This is a genomic window from Rhizobium sp. USDA 4016 (genome assembly GCF_056279705.1).
Window position 1 is genome coordinate 2,899,147 of sequence record NZ_JBWCCY010000004.1, and the last position, 18,405, is coordinate 2,917,551.

Genomic DNA, 18,405 nt, shown 5'->3' on the forward strand with positions numbered 1-18,405 from the left:
TCGACTGGATATCCGCAGTTGCAGACTATATGAAACCGATCCACCGCCCGGCGATGAGAGCGGTAATCCATACCGCCGCCGAAACCATGGCTGCAATGCGCAAGCTCGCTGCAACGACCACTCCGGCAATCGCCTTTCGCCAGCTGTCCCTGGCATGCACGATGGCGGCATTGGCAACGCCCACTGCCAGCAATCCGATCTTTGCCAAAAATGCTGGGTTTCCGGCATATTCCATCGGCCGGACGCTGAAGAGGCAGAAGCCTGTGACGATCGCCGCCGTCAAACCGACCGCCGCTGCGCGCGACAGGAATGGTCCGACCACCGAAAGCGGGACCAACGGAAAGAAGCCCATCAACCTTGAGATCGAGCGGCAGGATGGCGCCGAGCAGCAAACCGATAGACAGGATATGCGAAGCATTGACGAACATGTAAAGCAGCGCTGAACGCCGCAACCCTGCGGCGAGCGGCGTTGTGGCAAGCCATTCCAGAAGTTCGATCGCCATGCGGTCAATTCGTCTGGATTCGGTCGGGATAGATATCGTAGCGCTTCTCGCCGACCGTGATTCGCACGGCCTTCATGCGCTTTTCATTCCGATCCAGCGAACGGTTTCCGATCGCAACGATCGGATCGCCGTTCTTCGCCGAGCCCTCGACGAAGCCGGAGCGCTCCGTCTGGCGCGGATTGCCGAGTTCGACGCGCCACACGCCGTCATCGGCGGTCGCAACGTCAAGCGCGGGATGCGGGCCGCCCATGGAAATCTTCTGGATCGTCCCCCTCAACTCCATCTGCTCGGCCTCGGCCCATGACCAGCCGTGATGCGCCGCAGCGCCGGTCGCGAAAGCTGCCGCGAGGGCCGCGCTCAAGACGATCTGCTTTGTGGATAAGACACGCATTTCAGTTCTCCCTGCCCTTTTCCGAACAGGTCCGAATTGGCGCATGCCGGCGGCTTTGAAAGGCTTTTCACCAAATCTTGAAGCAGGGAGATGATTTCGCGAACCTGCGGCTGTCTATGGAAAGGGAAGAAGCCGCCCGTCAGGCGAGAAGGCGGGTGACCTCTGCGCCTTTTGCCGGCGCGACCGCGTCGGCGATCGTCGTCGAGAACAGCACCTTGCGCGTTGCATCCGCAACTTTGGCGAAGACGCTGCGGATTTTGCAGGTCTGCTCGCCGTCGCAATCGTCGCACTTGCGATAAGCGGTGATCGAAAGGCATGGGAGCGGCGCGATCGGGCCGTCGACGATGCGCAAAATTTCGCCGAAGGTGATCATGTCGGCGGGCTTCAACAGCAGATAGCCGCCCGCCTTGCCACGTCGGCTCGCGACGATGCCCTGATGCTTAAGATCGAGCAGGATCTGCTCGAGGAACTTCTTCGGAATTTTCTGCTGCGCTGCGATGTCCGAAATCATGACGGGTTCGCCGGCATCGGCTTCCGCCAGTACCGTCAGCGCCCGGAGCGCGTATTTTGCTTTCTGCGTAATCATTTTGGACCGTCACACACACGAGCGATGCGACGTGCCGCACCACTTCACAAGCTTACCTATCTCCTATTGCACAGCCAGCATGAACGGAATTTGAACGCGCCCGCGAAAGCCTTGGAAGACAAGCATTTTGGCCTTGTTTTTCTTGCCCGGCCAACGGACAGAATTCTACGCTGGAATTGCGCTTCCTGCATCTTTTTCGACATCACTTCAGATTTCGAATTGACAGGCAGCGTGTAACCCTACTAATTTTATAGAGATTAAAACAGCCTCGACAGATTGCTGGCCTGACACGGCTGCTTTTCTGCATTGCAGCGGCTTCGGAGAGATATTTGCTCCCGTATGCGCCGCTTTCGAAATCCGTTTTTCTGTGCGATCTGCCCTCAAGCTGCGATACTCCGGCCAACATCGAGGACAGGGTTTCCCATGACTGTTGTCAATATCATCGAAGAAGCGGAAACGCTGAATGCGAAACTTGCGACCTTGAGCCTGGCCGAACGTCTGTCGTTTGTCGCCGGCCTAGACGTAAGAGTCGTCTTCACGACATCGCTTGGTATCGAAGACCAGGTGATCACCGCCGAAATCGGCAATCATCGCCTACCGATCGACGTCGTAACGCTGCAGACCGGCCGCCTCTTCCCCGAGACGCTGGCGCTGATCGACGAAACCGAAAGCCAGTACGACATCCACATCACCCGCTACGAGCCAGAGCAGGCCGATATCGACGCCTATGCGGCGAAATACGGCATGAACGGCTTTTACGAGAGCGTCGAAGCCAGGCATGCCTGTTGTGGCGTGCGCAAGCTGAAGCCGCTTGCGCGGGCGCTGGCAGGCGCAACGATCTGGATCACCGGGCTGCGCCGCGGTCAGTCCGCCAACCGCGCGCGGAAACGCCTTTTGCGGAATATGACGCCGAACGGCACCTCCTGAAGATCAATCCGCTTGCCGACTGGGATATCGAGACAATCAAGTCCTACGTCGCCGACAATAGCGTGCCGGTTAATCCGCTGCATGCCCGCGGCTACCCTTCTATCGGCTGCGAGCCGTGCACGCGCGCCATCAAGCCCGGCGAGCCGGAGCGCGCCGGCCGCTGGTGGTGGGAACAGGATGAAAAGCGCGAATGCGGCCTGCATGTCGGCGAAGAGGCGACAGCGGTTGCAGCACGATAGCCAGGTAGGGTGAGTTTGACGGGCCGGACTGCAAGGCCCCTCACCGCTAGCCCTCTCCCCGCAAGCGGGGCGAGGGGACGGAAAACGAGCCGCCGAGCGCGGCATTGGGGTGAGGGGCAAATGCCTCCTTGCCAATGATCGAAAGTCTGGAGTAGGAAATGCCCGATAGCCGTCCGGATACGGAACTCAACAATCCACAGAGCGCCAAGCCGCCGCTCGATCCGCACCTGAAGGCTCTGGAAAACGAGTCCATCCATATCTTCCGCGAGGTTGCGGCCGAATTCGAGCGTCCGGTGATGCTCTATTCGATCGGAAAGGACTCGTCGGTGCTGCTGCATCTGGCACGTAAGGCTTTTTATCCGGGCCGCGTACCCTTCCCGCTGCTGCATGTGAACACCGGCTGGAAATTCCAGGAGATGATCGCCTTTCGCGACGAGACCGCGAAGAAGTATGACCTGGACCTGGTCGAGCACATCAATCCGCGCGGCGCCGCAGAAGGAATCACACCCTTCAGCCACGGCTCCGCGACCTTCACCGACATCATGAAGACCGAGGGGCTGCGCCAAGCGCTCGACGCCGGACAGTTCGACGCAGCCTTCGGCGGCGCGCGCCGCGACGAGGAGGCAAGCCGCGCCAAGGAACGCATCTATTCCTTCCGCACGCCGGACCACCGCTGGGATCCGCGCAACCAGCGGCCCGAGCTCTGGAACATCTACAACGGCCAGATCCGCAAGGGCGAGAGCGTGCGCGCCTTCCCGCTGTCGAACTGGACCGAAGTCGATATCTGGCGCTACATCCAGGCCGAAGACATTCCGCTGGTGCCGCTCTACTATGCGAAGAAGCGCCCCTACGTTGAGCGCGACGGCATGATGATCCTTGCGGAAGACCCGCGGTTGGAACTCCTTCCCGGCGAAGTCCGCCAGGAAGGCATGATCCGTTTCCGCACCCTTGGCGATTTCCCGCTGACGGGTGCCATCCGCTCCACCGCCACCACCCTTGAAGACGTCATAGCGGAGCTGGAAATCGCAACCGTTTCCGAGCGCCAGGGCCGCGCCATCGACCGCGACCAGTCCGGCTCCATGGAAAAGAAGAAGCGTGAAGGATATTTCTGAGATGACTGCAGCAGCACCTGCAACCGCCATCGCCTTGCCTGCCGCCGAGCCGCTGAAGGCCACGCGCGACACGCGGCCGTTGCGCCTCATCACCTGCGGCAGCGTCGACGACGGCAAATCCACGCTGATCGGCCGGTTGCTCTGGGACACCAAGGCCGTCAAGGAAGACCAGGCGGCGACGCTCCAGCGCGATTCCACCGGCAAGCAAAACGATCTCGGCCTGCCCGACTTCGCACTGCTTCTGGACGGCCTGCAGGCGGAGCGCGAACAGGGCATCACCATCGATGTCGCCTATCGCTATTTCCAGACCGACAGGCGCGCCTTCATCGTCGCCGACACGCCCGGCCACGAACAGTACACCCGTAACATGGCAACCGGCGCTTCGACCGCCGATCTTGCCGTGCTGCTCGTCGATGCCCGCGCCGGCATCCTCGAGCAGACGCGACGCCACGCGACGATCGCCTCGCTGCTCGGCATCAAGCAGTTCGTGCTTGCCGTCAACAAGATCGACCTGACCGGCTACGACCGCGCCGGATTCGAGAAGATCACGCACGAGTTCAAGGAATTTGCCCTGTCGCTCGGCGTCAAGCAGATCACCGCGATCCCGATGTCGGCTCTGAAGGGTGAAAACGTCGTCTATTCCGGCCAGGCCGCCATGCCCTGGTACTCGGGACCGACGCTGGTCGAGACGCTGGAGCTTGCCACGGTGCGCTCGTCGCAGACCGTCGGCTTCCGTCTCTCGGTGCAGCGCGTGTCGCGTCCCGGCGAAAGCTTCCGTGGCTATCAAGGCACCGTTGCCGGCGGTTCGGTGAAGCCGGGAGACAGCGTCATGATCCTGCCATCGGGCATGGTCGCCAATGTTTCCAAGATCGTCACCTTCGACCTCGTGCGCAACGCGGCCGTCGCGGGCGACGCAATCACCCTCGTGCTCGACCGACAGGTGGACGTCGCGCGCGGCGACATGATCGTCTCGATCGACAGCCAGCCGCAGGTCGGCCTTGCCTTCGACGCGCAGATCGTGGCGCTGCAGCCGGAAGGCATCGAGGCCGGTAAGCGCTACTGGCTGAAGAGCGGCAGCCGCCGCCAGCGCGTCCAGGTGCAGCCCCTCAGCCAGTTGGAACTGAAGACCGGCGCCTGGAACGTGGCCGAGCGGCTTTACATGAATGCCATCGGCAAAGTGCGCCTCGCCTTCGATGAAGCGGCGATCTTCGATCCTTATGAGCAGAACCGCTCCTCCGGCTCCTTCATCCTCATCGACCCGGACACCAACAATACGGTCGCCGGCGGCATGGTGACCGGCAAGCGCTCGGAACTCGGCGGACTTCACACCGGTGACGCGCGCGTCATCCTCTCGCTTCCCGCCGACCTCGCCGAGCAGATTATGGCGAGCGAGATCTTCGCAACCCGCCGCGACGAGGCGCATGTGCACCGGATGACCGCAGCGGAAGCGGCGGAACTCTGGAAAAACGCCGCAAGCGATATCTGAGACTGAAGATGGGGCCGGACGGCCCCTTTTTCTTGCCGTGTCGAGGCGCGCGTTACGCATCTGGCGCAAACGGATCGCTGCACGCAGTGTGCGGCGCAAATACTCGCCCGGGATCAGGGGAAATTCGGGAAAATCGACTGGTCGGAGTGGAGTGATTCGAACACTCGACCCCCACGTCCCGAAGCTCGGGCTCTTTAGCGAAAAGCCCGGATTTCCGGGCTTCGTCAACATCTTTGATGCTTGTTCGTTCCTGCTTTTTTCCGTTGTTCCGTTAGATATCGTTAGGTGTAAGTCCGGCGGGCGAAGCTTATCTCTTCGTCAGGGTCGCGAACCCGAATCAAAGAAGCGATGTGCAGCGGGTGACCGAAAGCCGGTTGCTATTGCCTCGGTCAGCGGCGCGGCGGCAGAAATTACTTCGCCTAAGGAAAATTTTTTGTTGTCATCTGGCCTTCGAAACTGACCCCAGGATGTCGAGCCAGGAGTCCGCCAGCCAGCATCACGAAATCTATAAAACCACTTAGCTTCCTCGCGCGTATATGCCGCAAAGTCGTGCTCCAAATCAGCCTTTGGAAGGAAGTCCAAGAGCGAGACCTTCAACGGTACGCCGAGCCTCTCGGCAACCGCAAATAGCGCTGTCGAACCACGTCCGTCAGACCGACCCCGCAAGTGTGCCTTCATTCGCAGCATGAGATTGACTGTTTGTCCAACGTAACACGCGTCTTCGCCAGTTGCTTGAGCGAAGAGCACGTAGATAAAGCAGCCCTCCGGGAATGTAGCCATGGCCTGGCTTTTGGCCTTGGCAGCCCTTGCAAGAGCGCCTACGCCGTTCTCGTTTGGGAATGGAAAGTGGACCCTCGCTCGACCGCCTAAGGCGTCCTTGAAGCCAATATAGTTCCGGCCGTCCCGCGTAAGTGTCCAACCGCGCTGCGCTATCAGGCTCTTCAGCTCATCGACACCCTGGATTTGCGCCGTGTCGATCATTTCCTGCCATATTGTCTTTGCTTGGTTCGCGGAGCGCGGCTGCATGACTTCCGATTTATCGGTTGATGTGGCTAGACCTCAAATTATCTGCATCGACCCTTGATAGCCAGTTAACTGATTTGGGGTGTTTAAGCGGATTGGGAAAGCCGCTTATGCTGCCTTTGCTAGCCTCGCCTTTTTCTTCTGCGCCTCTGCAATCCGCTTTTCCCTGTCCGCCTTCATAGCGTCGTTAACTTCTGCATGGAAACCAGGCGAGAAATGGCCATAGACGGCATCAATCACTTCTTCCGTTGTTGAGAGGTACTTCGCGATGATGTCGAGCGGGACGCGTTTCGCCATAAGCCAGCTCGCACACGTATGCTTGAAGGTATGACGATTGACTTCCTTGGCTCGCTCTTCATCAAACACCTCATACTTGAGCGTATAGAACCCTCTTCGTGTTGAGCCCGGCTTTCCATTGTGCTCGATGACATTGGTTGAGCCCTGCGCTTTCCATCGCCTAAGCTGGTGCAAAAGGCGATCTGGAATGCGAACAGGATCGGCCAGTTTATTCAGCGGCGTCTTGTTCCGAACCCCTGCCCGGTAAAAAATCCCATTCTCCACGTCCATCCATGGACGATTATCGATCTTTTCAAAAGAAGCTTGCTCGATCCGCTCGGCACGGGTACCCGTATGCACCGCGATCAATATGAAGCGTGCCAAGTGTTTCGAGGTCTTATGCCCTTTCGAGCCGATAGCTTCGTTCTTGGCGCGGTACGCTACGCGCACCAGCTTCGCAACTTCGGCATGGCTGTAAAAGGTCATGCGAGGCTCTGGCGCGTCAGGTAGCTCCCAGTCGATGATATGACCTTTAAGTTCGCACAGCCCCTTTTTCACCCCGAATAGCACCATTGCTTTCAGGTCCTGAAGCTCGCGGCGAGCGGTGTTGTCGGCAAGCGGCTTTCCGGGTCGGGCATTCCGCTGATATGCCGCGCAATTCTTTTCGTTGATATCGTAAATCGTTTTGCCGGACCAAAAGGTGATCAGGCGTTCTACGGTGTTCAAATAATCGCGTTTTCTCTCTTTCGACTTCTTCGCAATCTTCTTCTGGTGTCGCTCAATGTAGAAACGGATGAGATCGACAACGAGCACCTCGCGAACATCCTTGCCGTGATCTGTGATGGGCGTCTGCGCGTAAAGCTCGGCTTCATACTCATGACGCTTTATTTCAGCGTCCGAACGAAATTCAAAGCCGAGTCCCGTGCTAACAAGCTTCGGTCCGTGCTTGATCGCCCAATATCCCCGCGATTTAAGTTTCTTTTCGGGACCGGGATGAAACTTTGGCTTGATCCAGACGAGATGCGGGGGCTTTGCTGGTCTTGGCATGAGGCGATCCACTCCTGAATTTGGCGTCGCGTGACGTAAAGATTTTTGGTGTTAAGTCGTGTCGTTGCCAACTGTCCGCGCTCAATCGCTAGACGCAACGTCTTCACAGTAACCGTTTTTGACGGTTCAGATTCACAGTTTCGGTAAAGGGTGCCACCCAGTTCGGGGAGGCAGACAGCCTCGGGAAGTGACAGCGGTGCGTCCGAGGCGGGATTGAAAACCTCAAGAAGGCGGCATGCCTCGGTGATAGCCGCATCCAATCGCAAGGCTTCTGCTATTGTTTCTTCGCGGGCTTGAGAAAGGCGCTCGGTCTCCGCAATCGTTGCCGCGACTTCCTTCTGAAATTGTTCGTATTCTTCGTCTGTCATCCATGTCACCTTTCCCAGTGACCACCTTACTTAAAGCGCGAGTGCAGCGTTTTTCAAGAGATTGCCTTGATCCGGTCGAACGCCTGGATTCCCTCTCGCTGAATTTCGAGCCTCAGTTGCGCAGCAGTTCCGGGGAGCCGGGACTTGCGGACGAGCTTTTTCTCTTTGCTTCCGTGCCGTTGAACGTAGATGGATGCGACGTAGCAAATCAGGGAGCCGTTTGCGTCCTGCTGCTGGACTTCAATAACTTCGATATTAACCGTCAAACCCCTAATTTTCGTGATCGTCTGGCGCATTGAAAATCCTCATTTCTCTTTGATTTCATTGAGGATTTTATAGCAGAAATGCGGATTCTTGAGAATCCTTGCGGTGGAAATGATGCCGCATATGGAATGGTATCAGTAAACAGATTTGGTTGGATTTTAATGATCTTGGGAGGGATCGTTGGCCTTGGTTGCAAGCAAGCGGAGCGGTAGGCGGGTCAGGAAAAATCGACGCGAGTAGTGCGGGAGCGAAGCGACACGGTCGTGTCTATTTTTCTTGACGCGACGAAGCGACCTAATCCTACCGCAATCCGAGCAGGACAGAAGGAGGGCAAAGCCCCGCACCTGCCCTGGTCGGGACTAGGCCAGCGCCAATGAGTGTAATTTCTTCAAAGAAGACTGCGAAAAATAATCGATGAAAAATTATAGTTTTCCGATGCTCTTGCAGAAACTTTAATTTGCCATATGCGCCTCAAGTATCCGGAAATGAAATTATCAGTATTTGGCCGATTTATAGAACTAGGTTCTAATTTTGCCAGATAATGTTGACATTTTCCGCGAACGATAACATGAACACGATATTAAATTTTCAAAATCCCGCTTGAACGATGCCGGGACTTGCCTCATCTTTATCGCATCAGCCCAGGGGAAACCTGAAGCTGGTAGGTGAATGCCACGTCTACCCTGCAAGCGCAGGGATGTTCTGTTTCCCTTTGAGGGATTGGAAGAGAACGTCCGAGAGGATGGCTTTTCAGCGTGGCTCGCCTTTTTGTTTCCCTGCGAGGGATTGCGGCAGACATGATGTCTATAGGTCCGCAGCCGCTTATTAGCCGCTTCGGCGGCTAATAAGCGGAAAGAAGGATTACCCGGCCCTTCGGGGTTCGGGATTCATTTGAACCGTCGCGACGACGGCTCTGAATATGATCTGCGATATTGCACCGCCGCAAAGGCGGCTCGAATAGCTCCCGGTCCGCCGGGAGTCGAAAACTGGGACAATATGTTTCCCGTTTGAATAGCGCCCGGTTTACCGGGGTCTGCCGCCGAATAAGCGGCTCTGCCTTCGATTCATCGAAGGCTTCTGATCATCGTTGTCGGTGATCCCCCTCCCTTGCGTTCGCAAGCTCTCGGAGGGCGCTTAATTGCGCCCTTTGATCTCCCTGTTCATCAAAGGAATAAAATATGAACCTCCAAGAAACGCTCCGAATGACCCGCCAGCTTCCCTGTCACACTGAAGACGACCGGAAAGCGCAAGACTTGATCGAGAAGCACATCGCGGACTTGATGCCACACAAGGAGTGGCTTTCAAAGTTTTGGCAGGACTTCAACGCCTCGGGAGCGACTACTCTTTCCGACGAAGAATACACGGAAATTCATCGCAGGACGTGCGAGGGCGAGGAGCTGGTAAAACCTTTGCGTGATCTGGTGCTAGCGAGAGTGCTGCTCTCTCGTTGGCGTGGAGCGGGCAATGCTTGAAATCCCCAACCTCCGTTCGCTCAGCAGGAAAGCTGAAGCGATAGTAATCAATGATCTGTGGCACGCGCCGGGTTCACGCTTCGGCTTGGCCATTGACTGGGAAGGGCGAGGAAAGTCGCCCCTCTATTATGAGGCCCATACCTCACCTGACTATCCAAGTTGGGCAATCGTTTTGATCTCCATCGACACGGAAAGCGGATGGTATCGCGGTTCGCCCGAGTACATAGACGACTGGTGGTCGGGAGGACTAACTCGTCGTCTTTCCGCATACAATGGCTCTCTCTATTACAAAGTCATTCGCCGATATCTCGTTGCCACGACCATCGAAGGCGATGGGAGAGGTTTGGAGATGTCGGCCGCCGCAAATAATCGTTTGCTTGAAGATTTGTTCGATCCTGAGGATGCCGTTGGCAGGATTCAGATACCCGCTACGGCAAGTGGATCGTCCGAAACGTTGGTGGCAAAATCGTGCCAGGTGAAGGTGCACAATGAGAAAAGAGAAGAAGGAACGCACGCCAGCGCAAAAAGCCGCTCAGTTTCAACCGGGCGAGACAGGCAATCCGAAAGGCCGCACACCAGTCCATCCCGACGTGAAAGAAGCGGCAAAGGCTTACACAATCCCAATGCTAGAGGTGCTTGTTGACGTCGCACTGCGCGGCAAGAACGAGACGAGCCGAGTTAATGCGGCGGTTGCCGTTTTGGAACCGTGCATGGGGAGCACCAAAGCAGAGCGTCGATGTCGATGTTTGCCCACAAGCATGATTGGTCAGCGCTTCTCAACGCGACGGACGCACACAACGCGGCCAAAAGCGCTGACGACGCCGGATCAGCCGATGGTGATCGAGGGGCAGCTGATCGATGCGGAAGAAATAGACGCCGCCGAATAGCGATTGTAGCAGCTACAGAGATATGCTTGATTTCCGCGTAGTATAACGCAGTCGCGGAACCATTCATGCACGATTTTTTACGACGGTTAGATGCGAGAGAAGCACTTGATCGGGTTTACGCGGGTTGGGAAACACAACCTGCGCCGGGGCATTCCATTTATCTCCTAGAGAACGATACCGACGAGCTGACTGTATTTGCGCCGGAAACACCGGAAGAATGGCGTAATCAATACCGCGAGGTCATTGATGCCATTATTAGATACGGCACTCGGTCTCCTTATTGGCTCGCATATCAGTGGGACACTGGATGGGGAAATCACGACTACATAATGAAAATACGCTCCCACTACGGAGGCATCAACATGATGTGGGCGAACGTGCAAGAAGGCGAAAGATGGCTACCAACTCACTTTATGTTTGTATGCTTGTCTGAAAGAGTCTTCGCGCAACGCTTCCGAATTGATCACGAGCCGGATGGGCAAAATTACTCAATCAAGCACTAGCATTACGATGGCTGCTGGCCTTATCACCGGGGATATTGATGAGTAATTGGCTTGGAATACAAAGCGGGCACCTCCCTAGCAAGGCTGACCTACGGATCAACTGTGGTTTCTATGAAGACGCCGCTAAGAAAGAAGGCCTAACGCCCTCGGAAGCCTGGAACGCGTCTGCTCGCTACAAGAACTGTATAGACAAGGTCTAGGATGCATTCTCAGTCGAACGCGCACAAAAACAGCAATTGATCGATTATGGCGTGCTAGCAGCAGTAATCATCGTTCCGATAGTCTTGATCGCTGTGTTTCGGAAATCGATTTTCAGACTGTTCGACAGGGCGATTGTGGACGGTGCGGCAACAGCAATCCGAAGCAAGCGCAAGGCAATCGAATACGCAGGTGATCTGAAATCGCGGATTGAAGAGAAGACCAACAACGGTCGGGATTAAGCGAGTGAATCGGGCCATTAGATGGCCTGCCGACTACTCATCGGGCGGTTCATTATCCGGATTGAAAAGGCCTTCCTCAATAAGAAACTCTTTCCACTGAGCAGCCATCTCTTCAAAGACCTCGATAACGGGCGATTTGACATCGTTGTAGATAACGTAAGCGTATGCGGCGGCTTTCGGCTTTAATCGAACAGTCGCGCCTGTTGACATGTTTGGCATCGGTTTCCCACGAGTCACTTCGACATGTTTCACGCTGTTGGCGATCTGGCGACAATATTCCAGCGCGGGAAGTCGATCCTCGTTCGTGTCGCCAAATCCCTTAATGATATCCCGTTCCGGCTTTCCCTTCGCGTTGAGCCGATTTTTACCCGTTAAGCGGAAATGGCTGGCGTCGGCTGAAATGCAGCACCCAATCAACGATATGGCTGGCTGTGACAGCGCAATCAAAAGCAGCATATCGGACATTCGCAGAAGCCACACTTGATCGTAGACGCTCGATATCGAAGAGCAATTTCTTATAGAGATCGTACGGAGTTTTTAGGCCGAATGTTTTTGTTTTAGTTTCCCGATCTGACACGTCGTCTCCGATCCTCTGGCACTGAAAAGTTGTAAAATCGTATCAAATGGTAGCGCAACAGATAAAGGTTTTTAGCAAGCAGGGGGCCCATGAGCGTACCCGCCCTGCAAGAGCCCTTCCCTGTCCAAAGCAGTCAACGGCACCAATGGAGGCCCTTCCGCTACGATCAGCACGAATAATGCTGCGCAATACGCCCTATCCGCGTTTGAAGCCGTCGCTATGTGGGTCGATAACCGCTTGTGAGAATCGGATTGGCGGTTGACGCCGATTCCGTTTCCTCTGACCATTAAAAAAGACGCCATCTTCGGGGCTGGAACCCCTCCGGCGTCTTTTAGATCATTGTTAGAAAATGATGAACGATATCATGTCTATTGTAAAGCTCCCATTGACGACTGAGTGACCCCGGCGCTGGGACATATCCCAGCCGACGACCAACGCCCTACTCTAACAAAAAAATGTCAACATTTCTCGCCTTCAGGTAGTGACAAGGCGAATAGTAAAACCCCCTTCAAACTACTTTTTGACGATCCAGCAAACGCGCCTGCCATCGATCTGAATTCGGATGGTGAGCGGGCCGTTCGCGCTGCCGTTTCCACGCAGATGGACGCCGAAATCGCAAGGCCTAAGGCCGCGCAGAGGTCGCCCGAAGGGGCGGCCCTTGGGAGTGGAGGAGCTACGGTTCCGCGCAGCGGGAACGGAGGTTCGGAGTGGAGGAGCTACGGTTCCGCGCAGCGGGAACGGAGGTTCTACGCTCCCTGAAGCAGAAACCAATTCCTTCAAAGGATCGTCAACGGTCAGCCGATGGGCCTTATTGTCGAAAATCCAGAAGCTTTGTAGGCCCGAAGATAAGCAAGAGCGTGGACCGGCTGTTTGCGGTTGCGGGCGGCCCGGGGAAGGCTCAACGCACGTTAATATCCACCTGCGATATGGAGAACAGACTGGCGAGCTTCGCGCCGGTGTCTCCGGAATTTACCGTTGCGGCAGTCCATGGCTCTGCCCAACCTGCGCTCCTGCAAAAGCGTTGAAACGAGCAGAGCGCGTACAGGCTGCGGCTGATGCGACGTTCAATCGGGGCGGAATGTCCGCACTTGTCGTCCTGACCGCCTCTCACTCGAAGGATATGTCGCTCGCTTTCGTTAAAGACCTCGTGCAGACCGCGTCAAGCAAAGCTCGGAAAGGTCGGCAGTGGGTGGAAGCAACGGACCTCTACAAAATCCTGGGCGTAATATGCGGGCAAGAGGTGACTTATAGCCGGGAGAATGGGTGGCATTACCATCAGCACCTTTCCGTCCTTGTCGACGGCCCTACGGCGGGCGAGATTACCGTCGCGGACGGCGATGCTGACAAGCTTCGGAAGATGGTCGCCAAGCGCGTGCAAGCGGCTGGCGACTGGCTGGCAGACGCCTACAAGGAGAAAATTCGCGCCTCTGGCGGCAAGGTTTCTGACAAACATGGTTGCAAGGTCCGTGTCGCACACGATGCCGCCGACGCCAGTGACTACACATCCAAGGGGTCGATGGCTTGGGAAGTCAGCGGCGGACACAAAGACGAGACCAAGGCTGAAACCTCGCTGACGCCTTGGGATATCGCAATTGCGGCGGACGGCGACAAACGCATGTTCGCCCGCTGGAAAGAATACGAGGCGGTCATGCCCGGCACTCGTTCTTGCGTCGTGTCGGCCTCGCTTGCCAAAAAGCTAGGGATCGAGCTTGCGGCAGACGACACGGACGAAGAGGCCGAGCAGCTATATCACGAATATGACGATGTTGTCGGTCGTGTGGAAGCGCCGATCTGGTCGCGCTGGATGCGCCATGGTCTGGCCTCAACCTTCCTGTGGCGCGTGGAATATGGCGGCGAAGCAGGATTTGCGGGCGCTGTCGAGCAGACCGAGGCGGAATCGATGGAAATCGAACGGCGTCGGGAAGAAGAGAAAGCCAAACGCGAACGTGAGCAGGAGGAGCAACAGACATTGAGCAAGGCCGATGCCCTGTTGAAGCAAGCCGCGAACGATGTGCGAAAGCACCGGCACGAGGCCGGAATGCAGCGGCATATCGGAGATGTCGTTGAACGCATCGCTCGCGACAATCCCGATGAGCCGCGCCTCGATGCCGGTGCTGTGTTGTCGATGGTCGAGCGTCCCGCTCCGGTGGATTCGGACTTGGCTGCGATCCTCTCGATCATCGAACACATGGCGCAGAGGCAGAAGGCGGCGTAGCCATCTGCGTTTGTGACCTCCCCGGTCATGGAGGGGTCTGCCGGAAGGCTCTCGATGAAGTCGTCCCTCGGTAGAGCCTCCATGGAATGGCCGATGTTTACGAAGTAAGCAATAGTCGGTCACTACAGCTTTTGCCGACGGCTCCTTTTCCTTTCCGCCGATGGCTTTTGCTCCCAACATTTAAGGAACACCGTCCTGTCGGGAGCGAAGCGATGAAAGAATACAAGAGACCAATTACGATCATAAATCAGGGAATGCCAGCCAAAGCGCTGCTCAAAGTCATCCGACTGCCGACGTCATGGCACGCGGTGATCTGGGAAGATAATGAATCGTATGCCGCCGTGTCGCAGGATCGGTCAGACCACAACGGCGGTCACGAACACATGACGGACGATCAATTTCTAAGCCGAGTGCAACTTGTCGCATCGTTCGTCCAAGGTATCGATTTCCTTTTCGATGCGTATGATCCAAAGAAGAAAAAAGGTCGCAGGGTAAAACTATGATGGCTTTGCTCTCAGCTATCCGGACGAGCGTTCCTCCACCGCCCAAAGCGGCCGCCCGTCCTGATCATGCGGAACGGAGAAAAAGGTGAGGAGCGATTTTCATGGCCCCATACGATTGCCGAAGCGCCAGCTACCCCAGAAGTTCAATCACAAGTTCGTTGATCTCCTGACCCTCCCTGGTCGCTTCGAGATGTTCCCGAATATGCCGCCGCGTAGCCGCGAAATGTAGATTGGAATCGACGGGGAATGCCGCAACAATTTCTTCCGCGAGCTTTCCGAGTTCGCTGAGTCGGCGATGTGTGGGATTACCCGGATTATATCTCGGTATAGGCACTTCCCAAACATGCTTGTGTATGTGCCGTTCATCCTTGCTGTAGGACATGAGCGGCCGCACGGCGTCGGTCGTAACAGGTGCATTCATAACAGCGCATAAGTAGTCGGCCTCCTCCTCTGTTTCTATGGAAGCCCAATACAGACCGCTTGCGATCACAGCCCTGCTATCTTTCACCTTCGCGGCCATGAGATGCATACCAGCGGCATTGTAAACAATTCGCAGCGGCGGGATTGCGAACTGATTGGATAACTTCGACTGAAAGTTCAATTGTTCCATTAGGGTCAGACGTTCACTGGATCGATGTTCCATCCACAGCGCTTCGGCCCGATTCCACCACTGGCTAAGGCCTGGATGTAGTTCAATCTGAGACCGCTGCAGGACCCCGCTTTTGCCACAGGGGACCACGACCATTTGCGCTTCCCCTAACCTGTACGCGTAAGCGTTGTCTCCACTGTAGAATGGGCGAATGAATTCAGTTTCGACGACCCCAGTGAGATCAGATAACTGCTTCCAGGGTTTCTTCTCCTGTACGCTTCGAGAGGAGCGTATTAACTTCCGACCCGCCGGGACACCTAGCGAGGTCGAAGGCTGCTCGGCGACCACAAAAACTACCCTCGGTGCGAAAATGGCACCTTGAGTAAAGGCTGGATCGTATGGTGATTTCGTTAGCTGTCCAACCAGTTTGACCTGCCCCGGCATTCGGCTCAGGCTCTTGCTGGCTTCCGTCCAAGGTATATTTGGCTCTGAAAGTCTGCCGCTCCAGATTTCCGCCGTCAGCGGCATCTTACGTCCGGCCCATGTACCTTCGCCCTCCCTTGTCTCGCGAGTGTGTTCCTCGCGCATCCCAAACACCACGGACGCAGCTCGCGGAAAGAAGTGCGGCCGAATACGCCGCAAATCCCATGACGGATCAAACGCGATGGCAGCATTGCCGGAACCGTCGCCGTAGTAGCCGCTACGGAAACCCGAATAGTGCTCCCGGTCGATGGCGGCGTTTGGCAACACCAGTCCGAACCTTCCCTTGACCTTCAAGTAAAGCTCGCAGGCCCTGACAGCGAACAATCCAGACAAATCTTGATGGGTCGAGAGTTCACCGCCAGCCCACAGTCCCCGCGCCTCACTCATCGCGCGGAAAGTGGCCTGCATATCTGACGTCATTTTGCGGTAGGCAAGCCACGGAGGGTTCCCGATCAGAACATCGACTCGGTTCTTGGGGCGCGACAACCAGAGCGGTCGGGCAAGATTTCTGATGTAGTAGCCCCAGATGTGGTCTCGACCCTCGTCATGCAGTCGGCACATGGTTTTGAACGTCGCCTCAATCGTGGGCTTAAATTTGTCGGGAATGGCAAGGCGCTGAAAAACTGCATTCAGTGACGGCAACGCCGATCCCGGCTTGCGTGTTGACGCCTTGTTGGCCATCTCACTGACGAGTTCGTCGAACCGTGAGGCGTTGTCCAAAAGCGCATCAGGGAAGGATAGTTCGTTGCCGAATAAGTCCTTCTTATCATCCGTCCGGATAGTTAGATTCCCGGCAGCCCACAGATCGGTGTTTTGTTCCTGCCATTGAAGACTGTCGCCAAGATAGACCGGGATGCGAATGGTCCCTCGATCAGGATCGACCAACCTGTGCCTGCCTATGGCCAGCAAGTAGGTGACACGGGCAAGGGTAACGGCCACCGGATGGAGGTCCATGCCGATAACGTGCTCCGTTACTCCATCAATCAGCTGTCCCACAGGCATGCCTTTTGCCTCGGCCGCAGCGATATATGTTCGGATCGCATGGAAGAGAAAGGTTCCCGAGCCACACGCCGCGTCCAACACTCGGGAATGAAGGGGGTCGACCACAGTTTCTTGGACGACAATGTCGGCGAGCCAGTCCGGAGTGTAATACTCGCCGAGACGCTGTCTGGTTTCGGTTCCGATGACGCTCTCGTAGAGCACCTTCAGTACATCCTGTTCAACTTTGCTCCAGTCAAACCGCGCAAGGCGTTTTGCTAGCGTTCTAACGAAAACATCTCCCCCCTCGATCTCGACGACCCAATCAAAGAAGTCCGACTCGACCACTCCGTGAATACCGCTTTCATCAAACTTATCCCCTGCCAAAAGTGCAGCGGGATTCAGGGATTGTATGGGAAGGCCCAGGACCGCATGAGCGATGGTCTCAGCCGTATTGACGAGGAGCGTATGTTCAACGAAAAGCTTGTCCGTGTCTTCAAATGCAGTACCGAGAGCGGATGTTAGAAGCCGTGACCACAGTGTCCGTTTCATTTGGACAGTCGGGTTATCCTTGTTCTGCTCGTAAAGCGACGACATCGTCGCCCAATCCAACTGGTAAGAGCTGCTCCCCGAGCCCAGCCTCATCTCTATATTGCGAGCTGTTGGGGCGATGTTCTGCGCGGTGGCGAGCACGCCTTCCAGCCAGACAGTGAACCTCTCCATGCCCGCTGCTGACGGCTCGACCGTGATCGTCGATACCTCTCGCAACTTGCCTTCAACGAGGTCATAGCAGAGCCATTCCGTGCCGTCAGTCAACAAGCCTACATAGCGAAGGCCAGTCTGGTTCATCCGCAGTTCCACGTAGCCAGCTAGCTGTTCGATGGCGTCGGCTTTGACCTTTCCCCTTCGAAGATCGCGCTTGATCTCGATGACCGTCGAACCAACCTCGACATCGATGCGCCTGCGGTCTCCGGTCTGCGATTCAAGCGAGACAATCTTGACGTCGTCTTCATCCAGATTGAGCGGGGCGCTCAAAATGAACTGGCGAACGTCAGCCTGTATCTCGGACTCCGTCCGCTTATCGTTACGCCTAGCTATCCTGTGGAAAATTTCTAGCAATGCCCGCCCCTATTAAATGCAACTCTTCCGATTCGCGGAGGATCACAATTTCACCCAGGAGTCTTATCCGTCGTTCAGCCCCAATATCAACTCATCTTATCCCGACAGGCCTATGGTGCGACGACCTATTCGCTGAGGATAGCCTGGAGGGTGGGCTTTGCAGGCCCGATGAGAGGGATTGGGATGACGGCGTCGGGTCAGATACATGAGCTAGTTCTTTTGGCACATCGAGCATCTGCACCGGGCCGGTTCCGACTGTTAAACTGATTCGTCCAGCGGCTGCTTGTGGCACTTTCGAGCTGTGCGATACTTTGGCGAACATCGAACCCCACCATCACAATTTCCAGTTTCGACCCTCGGCGGGATAGGCAACTCTACATCCACGCGCCAATCGACGGCAGCGGAGATAAGGTTTCT

14 protein-coding genes and 2 pseudogenes are annotated in these 18,405 nt (G+C 56.2%); 8 read left to right on the forward strand and 8 right to left on the reverse strand.

Translation table 11 applies throughout. The annotated features are described in order from the left end of the window. Window positions 1-25 precede the first annotated feature (25 nt). From ACZ9DP_RS30015 to ACZ9DP_RS30025, 3 genes and pseudogenes are all read right to left on the reverse strand, one after another. Window positions 26-503 (reverse strand): annotated as a pseudogene (locus ACZ9DP_RS30015) (DUF6644 family protein). A 4-nt stretch (window positions 504-507) separates the two neighbouring features. Continuing rightward, the gene (locus tag ACZ9DP_RS30020) at window positions 508-894 is read right to left on the reverse strand and encodes a DUF6152 family protein (RefSeq protein ID WP_028739821.1); all 387 of its coding nucleotides are present in this window, start codon (window positions 892-894) and stop codon (window positions 508-510) included. A 139-nt stretch (window positions 895-1,033) separates the two neighbouring features. After that, window positions 1,034-1,480: an RrF2 family transcriptional regulator gene (locus ACZ9DP_RS30025; protein WP_022716377.1), complete on the reverse strand. Its 447-nt coding sequence runs from the start codon at window positions 1,478-1,480 to the stop codon at window positions 1,034-1,036. Between the two features lie 423 nt (window positions 1,481-1,903). Between ACZ9DP_RS30025 and ACZ9DP_RS30030 the strand changes: the two are divergent. From ACZ9DP_RS30030 to cysN, 3 genes and pseudogenes are all read left to right on the forward strand, one after another. Then, window positions 1,904-2,646, forward strand: a pseudogene (locus ACZ9DP_RS30030) (phosphoadenylyl-sulfate reductase). Window positions 2,647-2,804: 158 nt separating this feature from the next. Further along, a complete protein-coding gene (gene cysD / locus ACZ9DP_RS30035) occupies window positions 2,805-3,758 on the forward strand; it encodes a sulfate adenylyltransferase subunit CysD (protein ID WP_022716380.1) in 954 nt (317 codons plus the stop codon). 1 nt (window position 3,759) lies between these two features. After that, window positions 3,760-5,244: a sulfate adenylyltransferase subunit CysN gene (cysN, locus tag ACZ9DP_RS30040; RefSeq protein WP_239595117.1), complete on the forward strand. Its 1,485-nt coding sequence runs from the start codon at window positions 3,760-3,762 to the stop codon at window positions 5,242-5,244. Window positions 5,245-5,562: 318 nt separating this feature from the next. Here the strand turns inward: cysN and ACZ9DP_RS30045 are convergent, their stop codons facing one another. The 3 genes from ACZ9DP_RS30045 to ACZ9DP_RS30055 all read right to left on the reverse strand — a co-directional run bounded on the left by ACZ9DP_RS30045 (window position 5,563) and on the right by ACZ9DP_RS30055 (window position 8,254). Next, a complete protein-coding gene (locus ACZ9DP_RS30045) occupies window positions 5,563-6,270 on the reverse strand; it encodes a GIY-YIG nuclease family protein (protein ID WP_476204450.1) in 708 nt (235 codons plus the stop codon). A gap of 105 nt (window positions 6,271-6,375) precedes the next feature. Then, window positions 6,376-7,590, reverse strand: a complete 1,215-nt coding sequence (locus tag ACZ9DP_RS30050; protein ID WP_476204452.1) for a phage integrase SAM-like domain-containing protein — start codon at window positions 7,588-7,590, stop codon at window positions 6,376-6,378. 421 nt (window positions 7,591-8,011) lie between these two features. After that, window positions 8,012-8,254 carry a hypothetical protein gene (locus ACZ9DP_RS30055; protein WP_476204453.1) on the reverse strand — a complete coding sequence of 81 codons (243 nt, stop codon included), beginning with the start codon at window positions 8,252-8,254 and terminating at the stop codon, window positions 8,012-8,014. 1,146 nt (window positions 8,255-9,400) lie between these two features. On the opposite strand from ACZ9DP_RS30055, the gene ACZ9DP_RS30060 reads away from it, so the two are divergent. The 3 genes from ACZ9DP_RS30060 to ACZ9DP_RS30070 all read left to right on the forward strand — a co-directional run bounded on the left by ACZ9DP_RS30060 (window position 9,401) and on the right by ACZ9DP_RS30070 (window position 11,084). Further along, complete coding sequence (locus tag ACZ9DP_RS30060; RefSeq protein ID WP_476204454.1) at window positions 9,401-9,694, forward strand: hypothetical protein; 294 nt, start codon at window positions 9,401-9,403, stop codon at window positions 9,692-9,694. A 488-nt stretch (window positions 9,695-10,182) separates the two neighbouring features. After that, on the forward strand, window positions 10,183-10,581 hold the full coding sequence (locus ACZ9DP_RS30065; protein WP_476204455.1) for a hypothetical protein: 399 nt from the start codon (window positions 10,183-10,185) through the stop codon (window positions 10,579-10,581). A gap of 65 nt (window positions 10,582-10,646) precedes the next feature. Beyond that, complete coding sequence (locus tag ACZ9DP_RS30070; protein ID WP_476204456.1) at window positions 10,647-11,084, forward strand: hypothetical protein; 438 nt, start codon at window positions 10,647-10,649, stop codon at window positions 11,082-11,084. A 473-nt stretch (window positions 11,085-11,557) separates the two neighbouring features. On the opposite strand, the gene ACZ9DP_RS30075 is transcribed toward ACZ9DP_RS30070, so the two are convergent. Then, window positions 11,558-11,989 carry a hypothetical protein gene (locus tag ACZ9DP_RS30075; protein ID WP_476204457.1) on the reverse strand — a complete coding sequence of 144 codons (432 nt, stop codon included), beginning with the start codon at window positions 11,987-11,989 and terminating at the stop codon, window positions 11,558-11,560. A gap of 1,301 nt (window positions 11,990-13,290) precedes the next feature. On the opposite strand from ACZ9DP_RS30075, the gene ACZ9DP_RS30080 reads away from it, so the two are divergent. Beyond that, window positions 13,291-14,316: a hypothetical protein gene (locus tag ACZ9DP_RS30080; protein ID WP_476204458.1), complete on the forward strand. Its 1,026-nt coding sequence runs from the start codon at window positions 13,291-13,293 to the stop codon at window positions 14,314-14,316. Between the two features lie 212 nt (window positions 14,317-14,528). After that, a complete protein-coding gene (locus ACZ9DP_RS30085; RefSeq protein ID WP_476204459.1) occupies window positions 14,529-14,819 on the forward strand; it encodes a hypothetical protein in 291 nt (96 codons plus the stop codon). Window positions 14,820-14,949: 130 nt separating this feature from the next. Here ACZ9DP_RS30085 and ACZ9DP_RS30090 read toward each other — a convergent pair whose 3' ends face one another. Beyond that, window positions 14,950-17,988, reverse strand: coding sequence for an N-6 DNA methylase (locus ACZ9DP_RS30090; RefSeq protein WP_476204460.1), 3,039 nt, complete (start codon window positions 17,986-17,988; stop codon window positions 14,950-14,952). Window positions 17,989-18,405: the final 417 nt, after the last annotated feature.